The sequence below is a fragment of the Pseudoclavibacter helvolus genome, from assembly GCF_014191305.1.
In the GTDB taxonomy this organism is placed as follows: domain Bacteria; phylum Actinomycetota; class Actinomycetes; order Actinomycetales; family Microbacteriaceae; genus Pseudoclavibacter; species Pseudoclavibacter helvolus.
In genome coordinates this window covers 295,586-311,089 of record NZ_JACHWJ010000005.1, presented here as the reverse complement: position 1 = coordinate 311,089, position 15,504 = coordinate 295,586, and the positions used below count along the sequence as shown (strand labels likewise).

Below are 15,504 nucleotides of genomic sequence, written 5' to 3'. Positions count from 1 at the left end.
CCGCTCGCCGTAGAGTGCTGTCATGCACGGTGAGTACAAGGTTCCTGGCGGGAAGCTCGTCACAGTCGACCTCGAGGTGGAGGGCGGCCGGATCGTCGACGCGCACCTCGCCGGAGACTTCTTCCTCGAGCCGGATGAGGCGCTCGATGACATCAACGGCGCCCTGAACGGGCTGCCGGGGGACGCGAGCGCCGAGGAGATCACGGCCGCGGTGCGCGATGGCCTGCGCGAGGATGCGCAGCTGCTCGGTGTCACGCCGGAAGCGGTTGGCGTGGTCGTTCGACGGGCCGTGCTGGGTGCCCGCGACTGGCGCGCGTACGACTGGCAGATCTTGCACCCGGGACCGCTTTCGCCGCGCGAGCACGTCGCCCTCGATCAGGTGCTCACGGAGGAGGTCGGCGCTGGGCGCCGCCCCGCGACGCTGCGCCTCTGGGAGTGGGAGGAGACAGCCGTGGTGCTCGGCTCGTTCCAGTCGGTGAAGAACGAGGTCGACCAAGAGAACCTCGACAAGTACGGGGTGCAGCTCGTGCGGCGCATCACGGGTGGCGGCGCCATGTTCATGGAGGCCGGCTCGGTCGTGACCTACTCGCTGTACGTGCCGAGCGATCTGGTGCACGGCATGTCGTTCGCGGAGTCGTACGCGTTCCTGGACTCGTGGGTGCTGGATGCGCTGCACGGGCTCGGCATCAACGCCCGGTATGAGCCGCTCAACGACATCGCGAGCCCTTCAGGAAAGATCGGTGGCGCGGCGCAGAAGCGGCTCGGCTCCGGTGCGGTGCTGCACCATGCGACGCTCAGCTACGACATCGACGGTGACCGCATGACGGAGGTGCTGCGCATCGGCCGCGAGAAGCTGAGCGATAAGGGCACACAGTCGGCGAACAAGCGCGTGAGCCCGCTGCGGTCGCAGACCGGCATGGAGCGTTCGGCAATCATCGAACATTTCAAGCAGACGTTTGTCGAGCACTACGGTGGCACGCCGGGCGAGCTGACCGACGAAGAACTGGCAAGGGCGCGCGAGCTGGCGCAGTCGAAGTTTGCGTCGCGCGAGTGGACGCATCGGGTTCCCTGAGCGCCTGAGGCGCGGAACCTGAGAGTCGAGCCCGCGTAGGGGAGAAGTCCCCATCGCGTCTCTCGCGATGCGTGGTTACGCTGGCGATTCATCCGAGAATTCCCCGAAGGATCCGCCATGTCGTGCCCACGAAGCTTCGCCCCCAGCAGCGCAGGGGCGCCCGCGTGACCGCGTTCATCGACCCGCTTTCCGACGAGCGGGGGCCCGACGGCGCCGGCGGCGGCTACACCGTCTACTGGGCGTCTGCCGAGCGGGTCACGCTGTCGAGGCCCCTGCAGCGGTTCCTCATCGACGCGCAGTTCTCGCGCCTCCGCCCCATCCTCGTGACGACCGACCAGGCGCACGTGTCGAGCTTCGTGGCGGATGCGTTCCAGGCGGCCGGCGGGTACTGGGCCGTTTCGCACGGCGGCGCCATGTTCGACGCGTTCCGCGGCACGCGTATCCGTAGCTTTGGTGACTTCTGGATGCCCCAACCCGGTCTTGAGCCGGAACCGCACCCGACGCTTTCGCGCCTGCGCGAGCACTCAGTGCCGTCGTTCGTCTTCGACGTCTACGTTCGTGACCGCGCCGACGACCGCACCCTCATCGGGGGCGCCGCCGACCTCCTCGTGGCGGGTCTCGGCGGTGCCGGCATCGAGCGCTGGGGCCTCGTCGAGCCGCTCGCGCAGCGCTGGTCGCACGCCGCCGTCACGGAGTCGATGCGCCGGCAGATGCCCGTCACCGAACGGCACTACGCGGCCGGCAGCGACGGCTCGACCGTCAGCTTGGCGGTCTCGCGCACGAAGTCCGGCATCCTCGAGCACGTTCGAGGCGCGGTTCCGATCCGCGACGCCGACCTCGCGGCGCTCGCCCGCGACCCGCGAGGCTCCCTCGCAGCGCACCCCCGCGTGCTCGACACCCTGCGCGAGCTCGCCGAGGCGAGCCGCGTCAACGTCGCGCTACTCTCGACCGGCGAGGTCGAGGAGCGGGGCGGGTCGTTCGGGCGTCTGCCCGGCGTCCGGCGCCCGGAGCAGCCGCTCGCGGTGCTCCTCGGCGCCCGGGCCGTGCGCGACCTCGCCGTCGACGTGGATGCGCTCGCCGAGCAGCACGACGTCACGACCGTTGGTCTCCGCCGTGCGCCCGCGATCATCGTGCGGCTCTCCGGCGGCGACCCGCTCTGGTACCAGCTGCGCGCCTTGGCGACGGACCTCGACCAGGAACACCTCGCATCCGCCCTCGCCGTGGAATTCGCCACGGGCGACACCAACACAGGGAAGAGTTGACAGTGCCCATCGAACTGGTCCTGCTGAGCGAGGTCGCGCCGAGCGACGAGGCCATCGCGCGCGTCATCGCCGAGACGCACCCGGACGGGCAACTCATCTCCTTCGAGAACGGCGCGGTGCGCCATGCCGTCGACGGGGCGGAGGCGTCGCTGCTCACGGTGTTCGAGAGCCAGCCCATCGCCGACCCGACGAGTGCGGCCGCCGCCGTTGCGCATCCGCCTGTCGCGTTCGGACTGTGGACGGACCTGACAGTTCCGAGGAGCGAGCCGCAGCGGGGCCGGGCCCTAGCCGAGAAAATCGCCGCCGCACTCGGTGGCACCGTGACAGAGAGGGTGTGACATGGCCGACTGGAAGATCGACCCCACGGGGGTGCAGACGGTGCTCACGAGCGTGCAGACCACGCAGGGTGAGCTCGCGACCGTCATCACGGAGGCCGGCATGAACGGCGTCATGGCCGGTGTCGCCTGGGGCGGCGGCATCACGGTTGGCGTCTCCGAGGCCCTCGCGGGTCTCCTCACGGAGCAGCAGTCGAACGTGACCGCCGTCGGCAATACCGTCAACGCGAGCGTGGCGGGCGTCGCCAACGCCGTCTACGCCTACAACACCGGGCAGGAGCAGATGGCGCTCGAGTTCCAGGGCGCCATCGCCGACGGCTCGGCCGGCGACTTCAGCTTCTTCGAGCAGCACGGCTACCGGGAGGACGCATGACGATCGAAGTCTGCACGGGTGACGGGCTCATCGACCCGTCCGCGTTCGTCTGCAAGAGCGCCGATCTCGACACGTCGGCCATCGAGGGCTCCGCGACGTCACTCGAGGGCATGGGTACCGGCCTCGTGGAGAAGGTGTCGACGATCAGCTCGACCTGGTCAGGCATCGGCGCTTCCTACCAGGCACCAGAGCAGGAATCGGTGTACGCCGCGATCACGCCGGCGAGCAACGCCGCCACCGACGTCGAGACGAGCTTCTCGAGCGCCGCAGGCTACCTGCGCACGTACGCGGAGGAACTGCAGGGCGTGAAGACGACGCTCCAGGATCTCGAGGAGCGGGCGGCGACGTTCCGGCAGGAGGCGCTGCGCGGCTACAACGTGACGATCTGGGATGCGCACGGCCTGTTCTCGTCAGAGTTCTGGACGACCGACGTGACCAAGCTGGGCGACAAGAGCGAGCACATCCCGTGGACCGAGCACGGCCCGGCCATCGAGAAGAACGAGTCACTCCTCGCCGAGTACGCCGCCATCATCGAAACCGTTTCCGCGGCCGCGACCACGTGCGCCGCGGGCCTCGAGACGCTCAGCACCGGCGCGTACGTGACCGAAGACGAAGCCATCACGGCTGAGGCGATCATGGCGTCGACGGAGCTGCCGTGGGGCTACCCGGCAGACGAGGACCGCAACTGCTCGGAGTCGGTTGCGCACGGCGCAGGCAACTTCTGGCATGGCACGTGGACGGGTGCCGCGTCGCTCATCGGCCGCGACCCGGAATCGGGTGACTGGGGTTGGGACAAGGCCGGAGCCGCGTGGGGCGGCCTCGGCAACTTCGCCCTCTCGACCGCCGTGGTGCTGTCACCGACAACCTGGGCAGTGAAGCTCGTCGCGCCGGGGTCCGAGGCGGACAAGTGGTTCGACGACCGCGTCAACGTGGCCGCGACCGGCTGGGGCAGCCTCATCGGCTGGGACCACCAGGCAGCGCTCGCGGGCGAGAACGGCTTCCACGCGTGGGAGGAGGACGCGGTAGCGACGGGCACCGAGACCATCGCGAACATCGGAACGTTCTTCATCCCGGGCGCCAACATCGCGAAGGGTGTTTCGACCGCGGGCAAGGTCGGCTCGATCGTGACGCGGGTCGGCGGGTTCGCCGCCGACTTCGCGATCCCCGGTGGCTCGCTTGCCGTCGGCCTCGCCACGAAGGGCATCAAGTTCTCGCCAGACGGCCTCAAGATCACGCCGTACGTGGGAGCGACCGGGGTCGTGGATGCGCTCTCCCCGACGGGCGGGGTGCCTCCAGTCTCGTCCCACTTCGGGCTGGATGCGCCTGGCGCTGCGGTGCCGCCCTCAGGGCCAGCGGTTACGCCGGCCCCAGGCACCGGCACCTCCACGCCCGTGGCGGCAGGTGCGCCGTCGGGCTCCGCCGGCTCCCCGTCTGGCACGACCGGCTCGTCTGGCTCGTCTGGCTCGTCTGGCTCGCCTGGCACGTCTGGCACGACCGGCACCCCTGAAGGCCCGAACGGGGTGCGCGGCCCTGAGCCGGCTCCGACGCGGACACCTGAGGTCGAGGCCGAGCATCCGTCGGGCAACGGCACGCAGGATGCAGACGGCCAGCAGAACGCCCCTGGCCAGCAGAATGGCAGCGGCCAGCAGGATGCCCCGGGCGCGAAGCCGGTGCCAGACACGAACGGCGAGCAGGCGGCGCCCGACGCAGAGGGCACGCCGCCCGGACCGGCCGCCGCTGCGTTCTACCCGGAGCCACCCACTGAGTACCCGCGCCCCGAGCCGACCCAGACAGTCGAGGTCCCGAAGGCGGACGCTCCCGGGTCCCGCACGCCGTTCGCGGCGAGCAGCGACCTGGCACCGAACAGCCTGTACCGGGTCGAGGGCCGGGGCGACTTCTACACGGACGCTGACGGCAAGGTCGTCTACGTCGAGGCGAACTATGGGACGACGGGCAACCTCAACGCCGATCTGCTCCACCCGCAGCCGAATGCAACCTACGTGGTGCATCCGAACGTCGGCGAGGTCTCAGGTGGCGCGAGCGCCGCCCACGTCTTCGAGACGGACCATGCCGGCCGCACCGTCGGTGCGCACACGGAGCAGCTGGCCCTCGGAGACGCGGACCGGTCGCCAAGCGTGCAGTCGCGCATCGGAGACGAAGGCGGCGATGGGTACGATGGTGGACACCTGTTCGGGAACGGCTTTGGTGGCGGACCAGAGGACGCCAACCTCATCGCCATGTTGAAAGAGATCAACAGGGGTGGTGGCGACAGCTACTTCAACCTGGAGAACTCGTGGCGTGAGCTCCTCCAGAAAGACCCCTCGACGACGATCGAGGTTTCGATCAAGCCGCACTACCCGGACGGGAGTACGGTGCCGGATCGCGTGCAGGTAACGTACTCGGTCAACGGCGAGATGCCCGTCAACAAGGAGTTTTCGAATGTTAAATGAACGCGGACTCATTGCTGAGCAGGAAGCCCTCACGCGGGTCGCGAAGGAACTGCACGGCCTGCTCGGCCCGGGAGACGAACGCGCCGAGTACCTCGGGACGGTGCTCGCCCCGGTCACGTCGGAGCGCGTGCGGGCCGCGAACCCGAACGGCAAGTACAAGATGAGCGACGGGCAGTTCAACGCGCTCCCGTTCACGGAAACCCTGCGTGACGCCGTCCGAGACTTGCGGTCGGCGACCTACCGCGAAGGGGCCGGCACCTGGTTCAGCGCGAAGGTCTCAGTGACGGCGCAAGGAGCAGTCTCAGCGGAGTACAACTACGACGACGAGCCAGAGTGGGATGCGCCAGTCGACGCCGTTGCGTACCTGACCGACCTCGAGCAGTTCCCGCGAGACGAGGCCAACCAGCCCGAATGGCTCAAGGCCAAGCTCGCAGAGGGGCGCGCCGCGCGTCGCTCATGACGCTGTGGGTCGGGGCGCGCACCCGAATGAGCTCGACCTCGGGTTTGGGAAGTAGACGACACCATGAAGACGCAGAACGTCGCGGACCGTAGCGCCGTTGCCCGCCTGAGCGAGGTGTTGACGGGGCTCAGTTGGCCGGTCTCGAAGCAAGAGCTGACCGGGGTAGCCGCAGTGCTGGGATGGTCGGAAGCCCGGTCGACGAGCCGCAGCGCTCGCTACCGGACCGGATACATCGAGTCGCCCGAACGCGTCTCGAACGCCTCGGCTTCCGTCAAGGACGAGTCGGTGACCGAGATCCAGGTGAAGCTCAGCGGCGCGGACGCCAGCGGTGCCGCCGATGTCGCAGGTGCCCGGCGTCAACTCGGCGCGGAGCTCGCGGAGATACTCGGTGAGGGAGCCGCACGTCAGGGCAGCGACATCGCTTGGGATCTCGACAACGGCGGCCGCCTTTGGCTAAAGTCGCTCGACACGAGCGTGGCGCTCATCGCGCTGCAGCCTGACTATGCCGACATCGAGCGCCGTGAGGAGAAGGTCGGGCTGAGCCCCGATCGAGTTCCAGGGGCCGAACTCTGACCCCACCGCTGCTCTCGCGTTCGAAGAGGCTGATGGCGATGTGGACAGATAGCGCCGAATCCCCGACCCTGCCGACCGTGAGATCGACGGCCGCGCGCGACAAAGCGGTGGCGAGCATCCCGTGCCGGATGCTCGCCGCCGCTCACGTTCGTCCGCTGCGCCGGTGCTTAGCTCGGGATCGACGCGCGTGCCGCCGACAGAGCGCGGCGTGCGACGTCGTCGTTCTCGACGAGCGAGTTGCGGATTGCGGCGATGACGTCGCGCACCTGCTGGCCGGCCGAGTTCCACTGCTGCTCGAGCTGCGCGTACTCCTCCGAGACGCCGTCGGCCTGGTAGTCGGCCATGGCCTGCTTCACGTCGGTGTCGCGGCGGTCGAGCGCCGACTCAAGCCGGGAAGCGACCTGCTCGAAGTTCGCCTGTGTCGCCTCTGAAGAGACGATGCTGTAGTCGTTGCGATCCATCTGGTTTGTGAACATGCGTGTTCTCCTCGTTCTCGTCGCGTCTGTCGTCTGAGCGCTTGGCCCTAGGCCTGCGGGCGGATGCGCGTCAGGAAGGACTCGGAGCTGAAGTCGGTCGAGTTCGCGGATGCCTCGTGCGTCGCGGCTCCGTCATCGGAGGCACCGACGAATGCCTTGTTCTGGCCACTGATCGAGGTGACGATGCCGTGGAGCGCCGAGTTGAGGGCGTTCGAGATGTCGTCGGTCTTGGCTTTGAAGTTGTTGAAGCTCGCCTTCGCTGGCCCGTTGAAGGTCGAGGAGAGCGGCTCGGCTGCGTCGAAGAGCTGCTTCACGAGCTCGCCGAGGTCGTCCGATTCGGTCTGTGACTTGTTGCCGAGCGTGACCAGGGTCTGGTCTTCCATTGCGAACTTCATGGCATCCTCTCCAGCACCGCGATCGGCGCGCGTTCTTGTCCGAGACGTCAGTCCAGCATGAGAGGGCCGCCGCCGTCCAACTTTTCCCCGGGTACTTCTCCCCTCCCAGGGTCGGGTCTGGCCGACTAGCCTTGCGACTCGTGTGGAAAACGGCCGATCTCCCAGCGGCGACCTCCCAGCTTGCCTGGTCGGTCGTCGTCGACGTGGCGCTTGGAGCTGCGCTGGCCGCGGGCCTCTCACTCCTCGCCGCGAGGCACAGCGTCCCGCTTGCAGTCGTGGTCGGCGTGTCCGCCGCTCTCGTGATGCTCGGCGCCTGGTGGTGGATGCGCGCGGCTCTCGGCACAAGCGCGGGCCACGCGCTCCTGGGGTTGCGCACCGTGGCCCGCTCGACGGGGATGCCCGGGCATCCGTTCGCAGGCGCGCGCGCAACCCTCAACATCCGGGAAGGGCAGGACCCGCTCAGGCTGGTGCCGTCCGCCATCGAACTCGCCCCGCCGACGCGCGTGCCTCAGCGCTTCTCGAGCCCAGACCTCGAGCTGAGCTTCGACGACGGGTCGAGACACGTGGTCCGTGGAGTTGTCATCGTGGGGCGAGCGCCGCAGGTCACCTCGAGGGGGCAGCGGCCTGTCGCGGTGCCGGACTTCTCGCGCAGCCTCGCCCCGACCCACGTGCGCCTCGAGCCGAACTTCGACGGCGTGCTTGTCACGGATCTCGGCAGCGTCGGCGGCACGTGGGCGTTCGCCGGCGGAGACCCGAAGCGGCTCCAGCCCGAGACGGCCATCACCGTGCCCTTCGGTACCGTCCTCGCCCTGGGCTCACGGCGTGTGCGGCTCGGCCGGCCGGGCGCGGCAGCGGTCGGAGCGGGGGTCGCGGCATGAGCGAAGCCGACCGCACCCTCATCGACACGACTCGCGCCCACCGCGAGCGGATGCTTGGCGCACTCGCGCACGGTCCGCAGGCGACCAGGCGGGTCGTGAACACGAACGTGGGGCGCATGCTCGGCTCCGTCATCCTCGGGGCCGTCATCTGCTGCGCGTGCCTCGGTACGAGCTTCGTCGTGAACCTCCTCGAGGACCGCAAGCAGCAGGAGGCGATCTCCGCGTTCCAGGCTGCGGCTGCCGCGAACCCCGTGCAGCCGGGCGGCACGGTCGTGAAGGATGAGGCCACGGGCTTCCTCCTCGACCAGGCGACGGGCCAGTACACCGACCCTCGCACGGGCTTCGTCGTGGACCCGGCAACCGGCTACGCGACCGACCCCGACGGCAAGCTCATCGACACCAGGCTCGGCTGGTACATCGACCCTGCGACGGGGTACTACACGAACCCGACGAGCGGAATCACGATCGATCCGCAGACGCTGACGGTGGTCGAGTGAGCCGGCGTCGCTTGAGCCCCCGCGGAGCTGGCGCCCGCACGACGAACGCCGGCCGTGCGCAGCGCAGCCGAACGACCGCCAGCCGAACCAACCCTGAGGAGCACTGAGTGTCGTACACGCGACTCACCGTCATCGGCACCGAGCGGAAGGCCGAACTTGCCCTCCCGAACGGCGAACCGGTCGGGGCGCTGCTGCCGCACGTGCTCGAGCTGCTCGAGGAGAAGCCGCGCGGTGGCGACGTGCTGACGCTGACGACGCTCACCGGCGCATCCCTCGACTTCGACGCATCCCTCGAAGAGCAGGGGGTGCGGCCAGGGGCGATGCTGCGCGTGACGACCGCCGACGACGCCCCGCAGGCGCCAGAGGTCATCGACATCACCGACGCCATCACCGAGGCGGGCGCCTCGCGCCGCGATGCCTGGACGGAGGCGCACACGCGAGTGACGCTCGCGGTCGCGGCCGGGGCAGCGGCGGCGGGCGCCACGATGTGGGCGATGGGCGCGTTCGCGCTTCCGGCGCAGTGGATGCTCGCCGGCGTCGCCCTGCTCGCTGCGCTCGGCGCCGGGCTCGCACGGTCAGGTCAGGGCGTCGCCGCGGTCGCGATCGCGAGCGCAGCGCTCGGCGCCGCCGTCCCCGCCGCGTTCGGTCTCGCGGCGGAGATCGTCCCTGGGGGTGGGGCTGGGGCTGGGGCTGGGGCTGGGGTCGGGGCCGAAGCTGGGGCCGGGGTCGCTGGCGCGATGCTGCCGAACAGTGTGCTCGTCGCCGCGATGGCCGCGTGGTTCGTGCTCGGGCTCGTCTGGGGCGTCGGGTTCCGGCGGAGCTCCGCGAGGTACGGGGCGGCGGTCGGTCTGCTGGCCAGCAGCATCCTCTTCTTCCTGGGCTTGGCGGGCTTCGACCGCGGCGGGGTCGCCGTCGTCGCGTCGGTGCTGAGCGTCGCCGCCCTCGGCCTGCTGCCTGGCGCTGCCCTCTCCCTGAGTGGCCTCACCTCCTACGACGACCGCATCATGCGTGGTGAGCGGGCCTCGACTCGTGACGTGCGGGCCGCGATCGCCGAGTCGTTTGCGCAGCTCACCTGGACGGTGATCGCCGTCTCCGTCGTCGCGCTCCTCTCGCTGTCCGAGCTGCTGCTCTCGACGGATGCGTGGCGGCAGGGGCTCGCCGCAGCCCTCGCCGTCGTCGCTCTGCTGCGCATGCGCACGTTCCCCCTTGCGCCGCCCCGTATCGCGCTGCTGGTGGCCGTCGTCGTGCCGGCCGTGTTGTGGCTCTTGTCGACGACGCTTGTCGGCGCCGGAGAGAAGGCGCTCATCGCCGGCATCGTCGCGCTTGTCGCGGTCGCCGCGGCGGCCTGGCGGCCGAGCGAGGTCGTCGCAGCGAAGCTGCGGAGGTGGGCCGACATCGTGGAGCTCCTTGTTGTCCTGACGGTTGTGCCCCTTGCGCTCGGTTCGTTCGGCATCTTCACCGACCTCCTCGAGGCGTTCCGTTGATCCCCGCCAGCGCGACACCCCCGCGTCCCGCCCGGCGGCAGGGGCCGGCCTTGCCGCAGGGTCTGGCCTTGCCGCAGGGTCTGGCCTTGCCGCAGGGTCTGGCTTGGCCGCAGGCGCTCACGGCGCGCGGCGCGGCCGAGCTGCGGGACCTCCGCGAGCGAGCGGCCGTTCCGCTCGCGCTCCGACGGCGCGTCGGCGTCGCATCCCTCGCCGTCGGTGCCGGATGCACGACCATCGCCGTCGAGCTTGCCCGGTTCCTCGCCGCCGTGCGCCGCGACCGCGTGCGCTTCGTGAGCGCGCAGGGGGCAAGCGCGCGTCCGGAACGCGGCCTCGACGGCACACGCGTCGAGTCGCTTGAGCTCTCGCCGACGCAGTGGCCCGCCGACGTCGACGCCTGGTGGCGTCTCCACCGCGCCTCGAGTGACGCCTACGACCTCACCGTCACGGACTGGGGTGCCACGCCGCTGGCTCGGATCCGCGACCTCGCCGAGCACTCCCACGTGGTCTGCCTCGTGACGCCGGCCGATCGAGCAAGCATCCAGCGTGCGCTCGATGTCGCGGCCGCAGTTGGCGCGAACACCCGCGTCGTGCTCGTCGCGGTTGACGTCCAGCGAGTCGCCGGCCTCGCGACCGAGAAGCTCGTCGACAACCTGCCCTTCCCATCGGTGCTTGTGCGCCACGACCGGATGCGGAACGGCACCTCCAAGCGGGGCCTCGACGGGGTACGCATGCTGCGCCTCGGCGCCAGGGTCATCGACGCGGCGGCCGGCGTGGCGGCGCCTCCTGTGCCTGTGCCTGTCCCTGTCCCTGTGCCAGTTCCGGCGTCCGCTCCGGCCCCGCCGCCCTCCGCCCCAGTGCAGGCGTCCGCGCCAGTGCCGGCGTCTGTCCCAGTTCCGGCGTCCGCTCCGGCCCCGCCGCCCTCCGCCCCGGTTCCGTCTTCTGTCCCAGTCCCGCCCTCGGCTCCGATCCCGCCGTCCGCGTCTCTACACCCGTCGGCCCCTGTACCGCCGTCCGTCTCGCGTCAGTCCGCACCTCAGGCTCCCGTGTTCCCGCCCGCCCCCAACCGGCCGGCCGCCAGCCCGACCGCCCCCGATTCCAGACGACCAGGGAGACGGCCATGAGCATCCGCGACGCCCACCGGCCCACCCGCACCGTCTTCCCGGCCTCGGCGCCAGAGCCGCGGCAGCTCGCCTCGCCACCGACCTTGAGCGACGAGGCGACCGCAACGCCGTTCCAGTTCCTGCTGCCGGTCGTCGGCGCGCTGACGTCCGTCACGATGATGGTCGTCATGCGCAACGGCCAGCCGCTGTTCCTCTTCATCGCCGGCATCGTGTTCGTCGTCGCGATCGTCTCTGGCGTCGGTTTCGCCATCTCGGCGCGCGGCAGGGCAGGGCGAGCGCTGCGCATCCGCCGCAAGCGATACCTCGACTACCTCGAACGCCAGCGCACCGAGCTCCGCGAGGAGGCGACGGCGGCCGCGCACGCGGCCAGGCTCGTGCATCCCGACCGCACCGGGCTCGCGTCGCTGGTGCACGACCCGGCCCGCCTCTGGGACCGGCGGCGAGGCGACCCCGACCACCTGCAGGCCCGTGTCGGCACGGCCACGGTGCCGTGGTTCCAGCTCGGCGTCGCAGCCGAGGACACGCCCACCGAACCGGCCGACCCCATTCTCCTGCGGGAGGCGCAGCTGCTCGCGGAGACCCACGGCGAGATCCCTGGCATGCCCGCCATCGCGGACCTGCGGGGCGCATCCGTCGTCGCCGTCATCGGCCCGCGAGAACGCACCGTGCCCCTCGCGCGCGGGCTCGTGGCCCAGCTCGCGAGTCACCAGCTTCCGGACGACGTGCAGCTCGCCGCGGCCTTCGCCTCAGATCGCGGCACGGACTGGCGCGGATTCGACCTGCTGCCGCACGCCCTGAACCCGCGCCTGTTCGACGGCCCCGTGCCCGCACGTCGCGTCGCGTCAGACCTCCGCCAGCTCGCCGCCGTGATCGGCAGCGAGCTCCTCGACCGCACGCAGACGGCGGCTGCTGCGAGGCGTCGCGGCGGCAAGGCGGCGGCGCTGTCGAGCCTCGTGGTCGTCGACGACCGCCACGGCGAACCCGCCAGGCCGCTGCAGCTGCCAGACCGCAGCTACACGCCGAGCGAGATCGGCGTGACCGTCATCCACCTCATCGACGCGCGGCTGCACGAGCCGGACGACGTCGACGTGCGCATCGAGCTCAGCCCGGATGGTGGCGCCACGCTCACGCACCACGCGGGCGGCAGCGAGCAGCGCACCCTCACGTTCGAGGCGGACGAGCTGACTTCGCCCGCGTTCGACGCGCTCGCCCGCACCCTCGCCGCGAAGCGCACCTTCGCGGCGGCGGGAGCGCGCGACGACGAAGGCCCCGCCGCCGATATCGCGGAGATCCTCGGCGTGCGCCTCGACAAGCCGGTTGCGCTCGACCGGGTCTGGGCGCCGCGGCAGCCCTCCGAGTTCCTGCGCGTCGCGTTCGGCGTCAACGACCAGGGCCGCCCCGTGCACCTCGACCTCAAGGAGAGCGCGCAGCAGGGAATGGGGCCGCACGGCATCTGCATCGGAGCCACGGGATCTGGCAAGTCCGAGATGCTGCGCACGCTCATCCTCTCGCTCGCCGTCTCGCACCCGCCCGAAGACCTCGCGATGATCCTCGTCGACTACAAGGGCGGTGCCGCATTTGCGCCGTTCGAGGGCCTCCCTCATCTGGCTGGGCTCATCGACAACCTCGCCGATGACCCGCAGCTCACGGTGCGCGCCAAGGCCTCGCTCCAGGGGGAGGTCGTGCGGCGGCAGCAGCTGCTCAAGGCCGCCGACTCCTCACCGTCCATCTCGCACTACCGCGAGCTGCGCCGAACCCGACCCGAGCTGGCGCCAATGCCGCACCTGTTTGTGGTCATCGACGAGTTCGGCGAGCTGCTCACCGCCGAGCCCGACTTCATCGACCTCTTCCTGCAGATCGGCCGCATCGGCCGCTCCATCGGCGTGCACCTGCTGCTCTCGAGCCAGCGCATCGAGGGCGGCAAGCTACGTGGACTCGACACGTACCTGTCCTACCGCCTGGGCCTGCGCACGTTCAGCGAGGCCGAGTCGCAGGTGGTGCTCGGATCTGGCGACGCGTTCCACCTGCCGCCCATCCCCGGCTACGGCTACCTCAAGGTCGACACGAGCGTCTACCAGCGCTTCCACGCCGGCTACGTCTCCGGGCCCGTCGACGAGCTGACAGACGCACGCCCTGTGACCGAGGACGAGCATCCCGCCGTCGTCGAGATCCCCGTGTACAACGGCATCGAGAGCGGGGGAGACCCGGATGCGCCGCTTGTGCTGCGTGCCCCAGAGACGCGCCGCACGCTCGTCGATGACCTCGTCGCGCAGCTCGACAGGCCCAAGAAGGTCAGGCCGGTCTGGCTGCCGCCCCTCGGCGAACGCATCTCGCTCGGCGAGGCGTTCGCCGCCGGCACCGAGACCGCGACCGACGCAGGCGCGACCGCCGGAAGCAGGCGGGAAGAGTCGCGTGACACGGCCATGCCCGGGGGAGGGCATCCGCTGCGCATCGTCATCGGCGTCGAGGACGAGCCCGCGAACCAACGGCAGGAGCCGTGGATGCTCGACCTCACAAAGTCGGGCGGTCACGCCGCGATCATCGGCGCCCCACAGTCCGGCAGGAGCACGGCCCTGCGGACGATCGCCGCGTCGCTCGCCCTGAGCGGCTCGCCCGGAGCCGTCGGCATCTACGGCATGGACCTCACGGGTGGCGGCCTGCGCAGGCTCGAAGCCTTCCCGCACGTGGGAGGCGTCGCGGCTCGAGGCGATGACTCGAGACTCGTGCGCCTCGTCGAGGAGCTCACAGCGATGCTCCGGATGCGCGAGGAGCTCTTCAAGCGCCACAGCATCGACAGCACCGCCCAGCTGCGCGCCATGCATGCCGCGGGTGAGCTGCCGGAGCTGCCGACGGCTGACATCGTGCTGCTCGTCGATGGATACGGCGCCCTGCGCCAGGACTTCGAGCACCTCGACGGCCCATTCACGAAGCTCATGCTGCAGGCGTCGAGCTACGGCATCCACCTCGTTGTGACCCTCGGCCGGTGGAGCGAGTTGCGTATGGCCCACCAGTCGCTCTTCGGGACGCGCATCGAGCTGCGCCTCAACGACCCCGCCGACTCTGCCATCGACCGCAAGCTCGCGAAGTCCGTGCCTCCGGATGCGCGCGGACGCGCCCTTACCGACGCCAAGACGCTCGCCCAGTTCGCGTTGCCGACGCTCGATCCGGTCGACCCCGACCAGGTCGGTGAGGCTCTCGAGGAACTCGCGGCCCGCGTTGCCGAGTCGTGGAGCGGGCCTGCCGCGGCGCCCATCCGCCTTCTGCCGAACAGCATCGACCCTTCGAGCCTCCCGGATGCGGCAGACGAGCCGACGGCCGTACCCCTCGGCGTCCGCCAGGACACGATGGACACGGCGTTCTGGGACTTCCTCGACTCCGACCAGCACCTTGTTGTGCTCGGCGATGCGAAGAGCGGGAAGTCAACGGCGCTGCGCGTGATCGCGAAGGGGCTCATCGAACGGTTCACGCCAGACGAGCTCGCGATTGCCGTCGTCGACCCGCGCGGCAAGGTGCCGAGCGTCATCCCCGAGGAGTACCTCGCGGCGCACGCGAAGTCTGCGGCGCAGGCGAGCGGGCTCGCCGCCTCCATCGCGAGCGAGCTCGCCGAGCGGCCAGCGCGCACCGCGGAGCAGCTGCGTAAGACACCGCGAGTGGTGCTCCTCGTCGACGACTACGACATCGTCGCGGCCGGTGGCACCGATCCGCTCGGGGCGCTTGTTCCGCACCTGCCCGCCGCGCGCGACCTGGGCATCCACATCGTCGTCACGAGGCCAGTCGCCGGCTCGACCCGCGCCATGTACGCGTCGTTCCTGCAGAGCACGAGAGACACCGGTGGTGCGCTGCTGTTGCTCTCCGGAGACCGCAGCGAGGGGCAGATCGCACCTCGCCTCTACGCCGAGCGGATGCCCGCCGGCCGCGGCAAGTACGTGCGGCGCGGTGAGGCTCCCGCCGTCGTGCAGCTCGCGAACCTGCCTGAGGCTCCCTGAAGGCTCCTGCACCCGCGCAGTGTCCCCGCCTGTCTGCGCCGCTGTTCCCCGCCCGCCCCGCGCTGAAGAGTGAGTCAGAAGCAGGTTCCAGCGCGCGGGCGAGTGTTTCTGGCTGACTCTTGCGGCAGGCTGCGCCCTTGCC

14 protein-coding genes are annotated in these 15,504 nt (G+C 70.3%); 12 read left to right on the top strand and 2 right to left on the bottom strand.

Annotated elements, in window-relative coordinates; translation table 11 throughout:
- The first annotated feature begins 22 nt into the window (after nucleotides 1–22).
- The 7 genes from FHX72_RS16210 to FHX72_RS16180 all read left to right on the top strand — a co-directional run bounded on the left by FHX72_RS16210 (nucleotide 23) and on the right by FHX72_RS16180 (nucleotide 6,525).
- Nucleotides 23–1,072 carry a lipoate-protein ligase LplAB gene (locus FHX72_RS16210; RefSeq protein ID WP_068493905.1) on the top strand — a complete coding sequence of 350 codons (1,050 nt, stop codon included), beginning with the start codon at nucleotides 23–25 and terminating at the stop codon, nucleotides 1,070–1,072.
- A 122-nt stretch (nucleotides 1,073–1,194) separates the two neighbouring features.
- Nucleotides 1,195–2,334, top strand: a complete 1,140-nt coding sequence (locus tag FHX72_RS16205; RefSeq protein WP_183626457.1) for a DUF6177 family protein — start codon at nucleotides 1,195–1,197, stop codon at nucleotides 2,332–2,334.
- Nucleotides 2,335–2,336: 2 nt separating this feature from the next.
- Nucleotides 2,337–2,672 (top strand): hypothetical protein, encoded by a 336-nt coding sequence (locus FHX72_RS16200; RefSeq protein ID WP_068478322.1) that lies wholly within the window; start codon nucleotides 2,337–2,339, stop codon nucleotides 2,670–2,672.
- A gap of 1 nt (nucleotide 2,673) precedes the next feature.
- Entirely contained in the window at nucleotides 2,674–3,042 is a 369-nt protein-coding gene (locus tag FHX72_RS16195) for a DUF6507 family protein (RefSeq protein ID WP_183626455.1), read from the top strand.
- Nucleotides 3,039–5,492, top strand: coding sequence for a DNA/RNA non-specific endonuclease (locus tag FHX72_RS16190; protein WP_183626453.1), 2,454 nt, complete (start codon nucleotides 3,039–3,041; stop codon nucleotides 5,490–5,492). Before FHX72_RS16195 ends, FHX72_RS16190 begins: the two co-directional genes overlap by 4 nt.
- Nucleotides 5,482–5,952 carry a hypothetical protein gene (locus FHX72_RS16185; RefSeq protein ID WP_068478316.1) on the top strand — a complete coding sequence of 157 codons (471 nt, stop codon included), beginning with the start codon at nucleotides 5,482–5,484 and terminating at the stop codon, nucleotides 5,950–5,952. The genes FHX72_RS16190 and FHX72_RS16185 overlap by 11 nt, the downstream gene beginning before the upstream one ends.
- Nucleotides 5,953–6,015: 63 nt before the next feature.
- Nucleotides 6,016–6,525 (top strand): DUF6301 family protein, encoded by a 510-nt coding sequence (locus FHX72_RS16180; protein WP_183626451.1) that lies wholly within the window; start codon nucleotides 6,016–6,018, stop codon nucleotides 6,523–6,525.
- Between the two features lie 167 nt (nucleotides 6,526–6,692).
- On the opposite strand, the gene FHX72_RS16175 is transcribed toward FHX72_RS16180, so the two are convergent.
- Together FHX72_RS16175 and FHX72_RS16170 are read right to left on the bottom strand one after the other, a co-directional pair.
- The gene (locus tag FHX72_RS16175) at nucleotides 6,693–7,001 is read right to left on the bottom strand and encodes a hypothetical protein (protein WP_068478313.1); all 309 of its coding nucleotides are present in this window, start codon (nucleotides 6,999–7,001) and stop codon (nucleotides 6,693–6,695) included.
- Nucleotides 7,002–7,048: 47 nt separating this feature from the next.
- Nucleotides 7,049–7,396 carry a hypothetical protein gene (locus tag FHX72_RS16170; RefSeq protein ID WP_068478311.1) on the bottom strand — a complete coding sequence of 116 codons (348 nt, stop codon included), beginning with the start codon at nucleotides 7,394–7,396 and terminating at the stop codon, nucleotides 7,049–7,051.
- A gap of 140 nt (nucleotides 7,397–7,536) precedes the next feature.
- Here FHX72_RS16170 and FHX72_RS16165 point away from each other — a divergent pair, with 140 nt between their 5' ends.
- The 5 genes from FHX72_RS16165 (at nucleotide 7,537) to eccCa (ending at nucleotide 15,362) form a co-directional block, all read left to right on the top strand.
- On the top strand, nucleotides 7,537–8,274 hold the full coding sequence (locus FHX72_RS16165; protein ID WP_068478309.1) for an FHA domain-containing protein: 738 nt from the start codon (nucleotides 7,537–7,539) through the stop codon (nucleotides 8,272–8,274).
- Entirely contained in the window at nucleotides 8,271–8,771 is a 501-nt protein-coding gene (locus FHX72_RS16160; RefSeq protein ID WP_068478307.1) for a hypothetical protein, read from the top strand. The genes FHX72_RS16165 and FHX72_RS16160 overlap by 4 nt, the downstream gene beginning before the upstream one ends.
- Nucleotides 8,772–8,878: 107 nt before the next feature.
- The gene (locus tag FHX72_RS16155; RefSeq protein WP_183626449.1) at nucleotides 8,879–10,255 is read left to right on the top strand and encodes an EsaB/YukD family protein; all 1,377 of its coding nucleotides are present in this window, start codon (nucleotides 8,879–8,881) and stop codon (nucleotides 10,253–10,255) included.
- Nucleotides 10,256–10,341: 86 nt separating this feature from the next.
- Complete coding sequence (locus FHX72_RS16150; protein ID WP_183626447.1) at nucleotides 10,342–11,376, top strand: hypothetical protein; 1,035 nt, start codon at nucleotides 10,342–10,344, stop codon at nucleotides 11,374–11,376.
- The gene (eccCa, locus tag FHX72_RS16145; RefSeq protein ID WP_183626445.1) at nucleotides 11,373–15,362 is read left to right on the top strand and encodes a type VII secretion protein EccCa; all 3,990 of its coding nucleotides are present in this window, start codon (nucleotides 11,373–11,375) and stop codon (nucleotides 15,360–15,362) included. Before FHX72_RS16150 ends, eccCa begins: the two co-directional genes overlap by 4 nt.
- Nucleotides 15,363–15,504: the final 142 nt, after the last annotated feature.

Coding starts and splice junctions, on each gene's coding strand:
- FHX72_RS16170 (WP_068478311.1), bottom strand. CDS start 7,396: ATGAAGTTCGCAATGGAAGACCAGACCCTGGTCACGCTCGGCAACAAG.
- FHX72_RS16210 (WP_068493905.1), top strand. CDS start 23: ATGCACGGTGAGTACAAGGTTCCTGGCGGGAAGCTCGTCACAGTCGAC.
- FHX72_RS16160 (WP_068478307.1), top strand. CDS start 8,271: ATGAGCGAAGCCGACCGCACCCTCATCGACACGACTCGCGCCCACCGC.
- FHX72_RS16180 (WP_183626451.1), top strand. CDS start 6,016: ATGAAGACGCAGAACGTCGCGGACCGTAGCGCCGTTGCCCGCCTGAGC.
- FHX72_RS16185 (WP_068478316.1), top strand. CDS start 5,482: ATGTTAAATGAACGCGGACTCATTGCTGAGCAGGAAGCCCTCACGCGG.
- FHX72_RS16195 (WP_183626455.1), top strand. CDS start 2,674: ATGGCCGACTGGAAGATCGACCCCACGGGGGTGCAGACGGTGCTCACG.
- eccCa (WP_183626445.1), top strand. CDS start 11,373: ATGAGCATCCGCGACGCCCACCGGCCCACCCGCACCGTCTTCCCGGCC.
- FHX72_RS16175 (WP_068478313.1), bottom strand. CDS start 7,001: ATGTTCACAAACCAGATGGATCGCAACGACTACAGCATCGTCTCTTCA.
- FHX72_RS16190 (WP_183626453.1), top strand. CDS start 3,039: ATGACGATCGAAGTCTGCACGGGTGACGGGCTCATCGACCCGTCCGCG.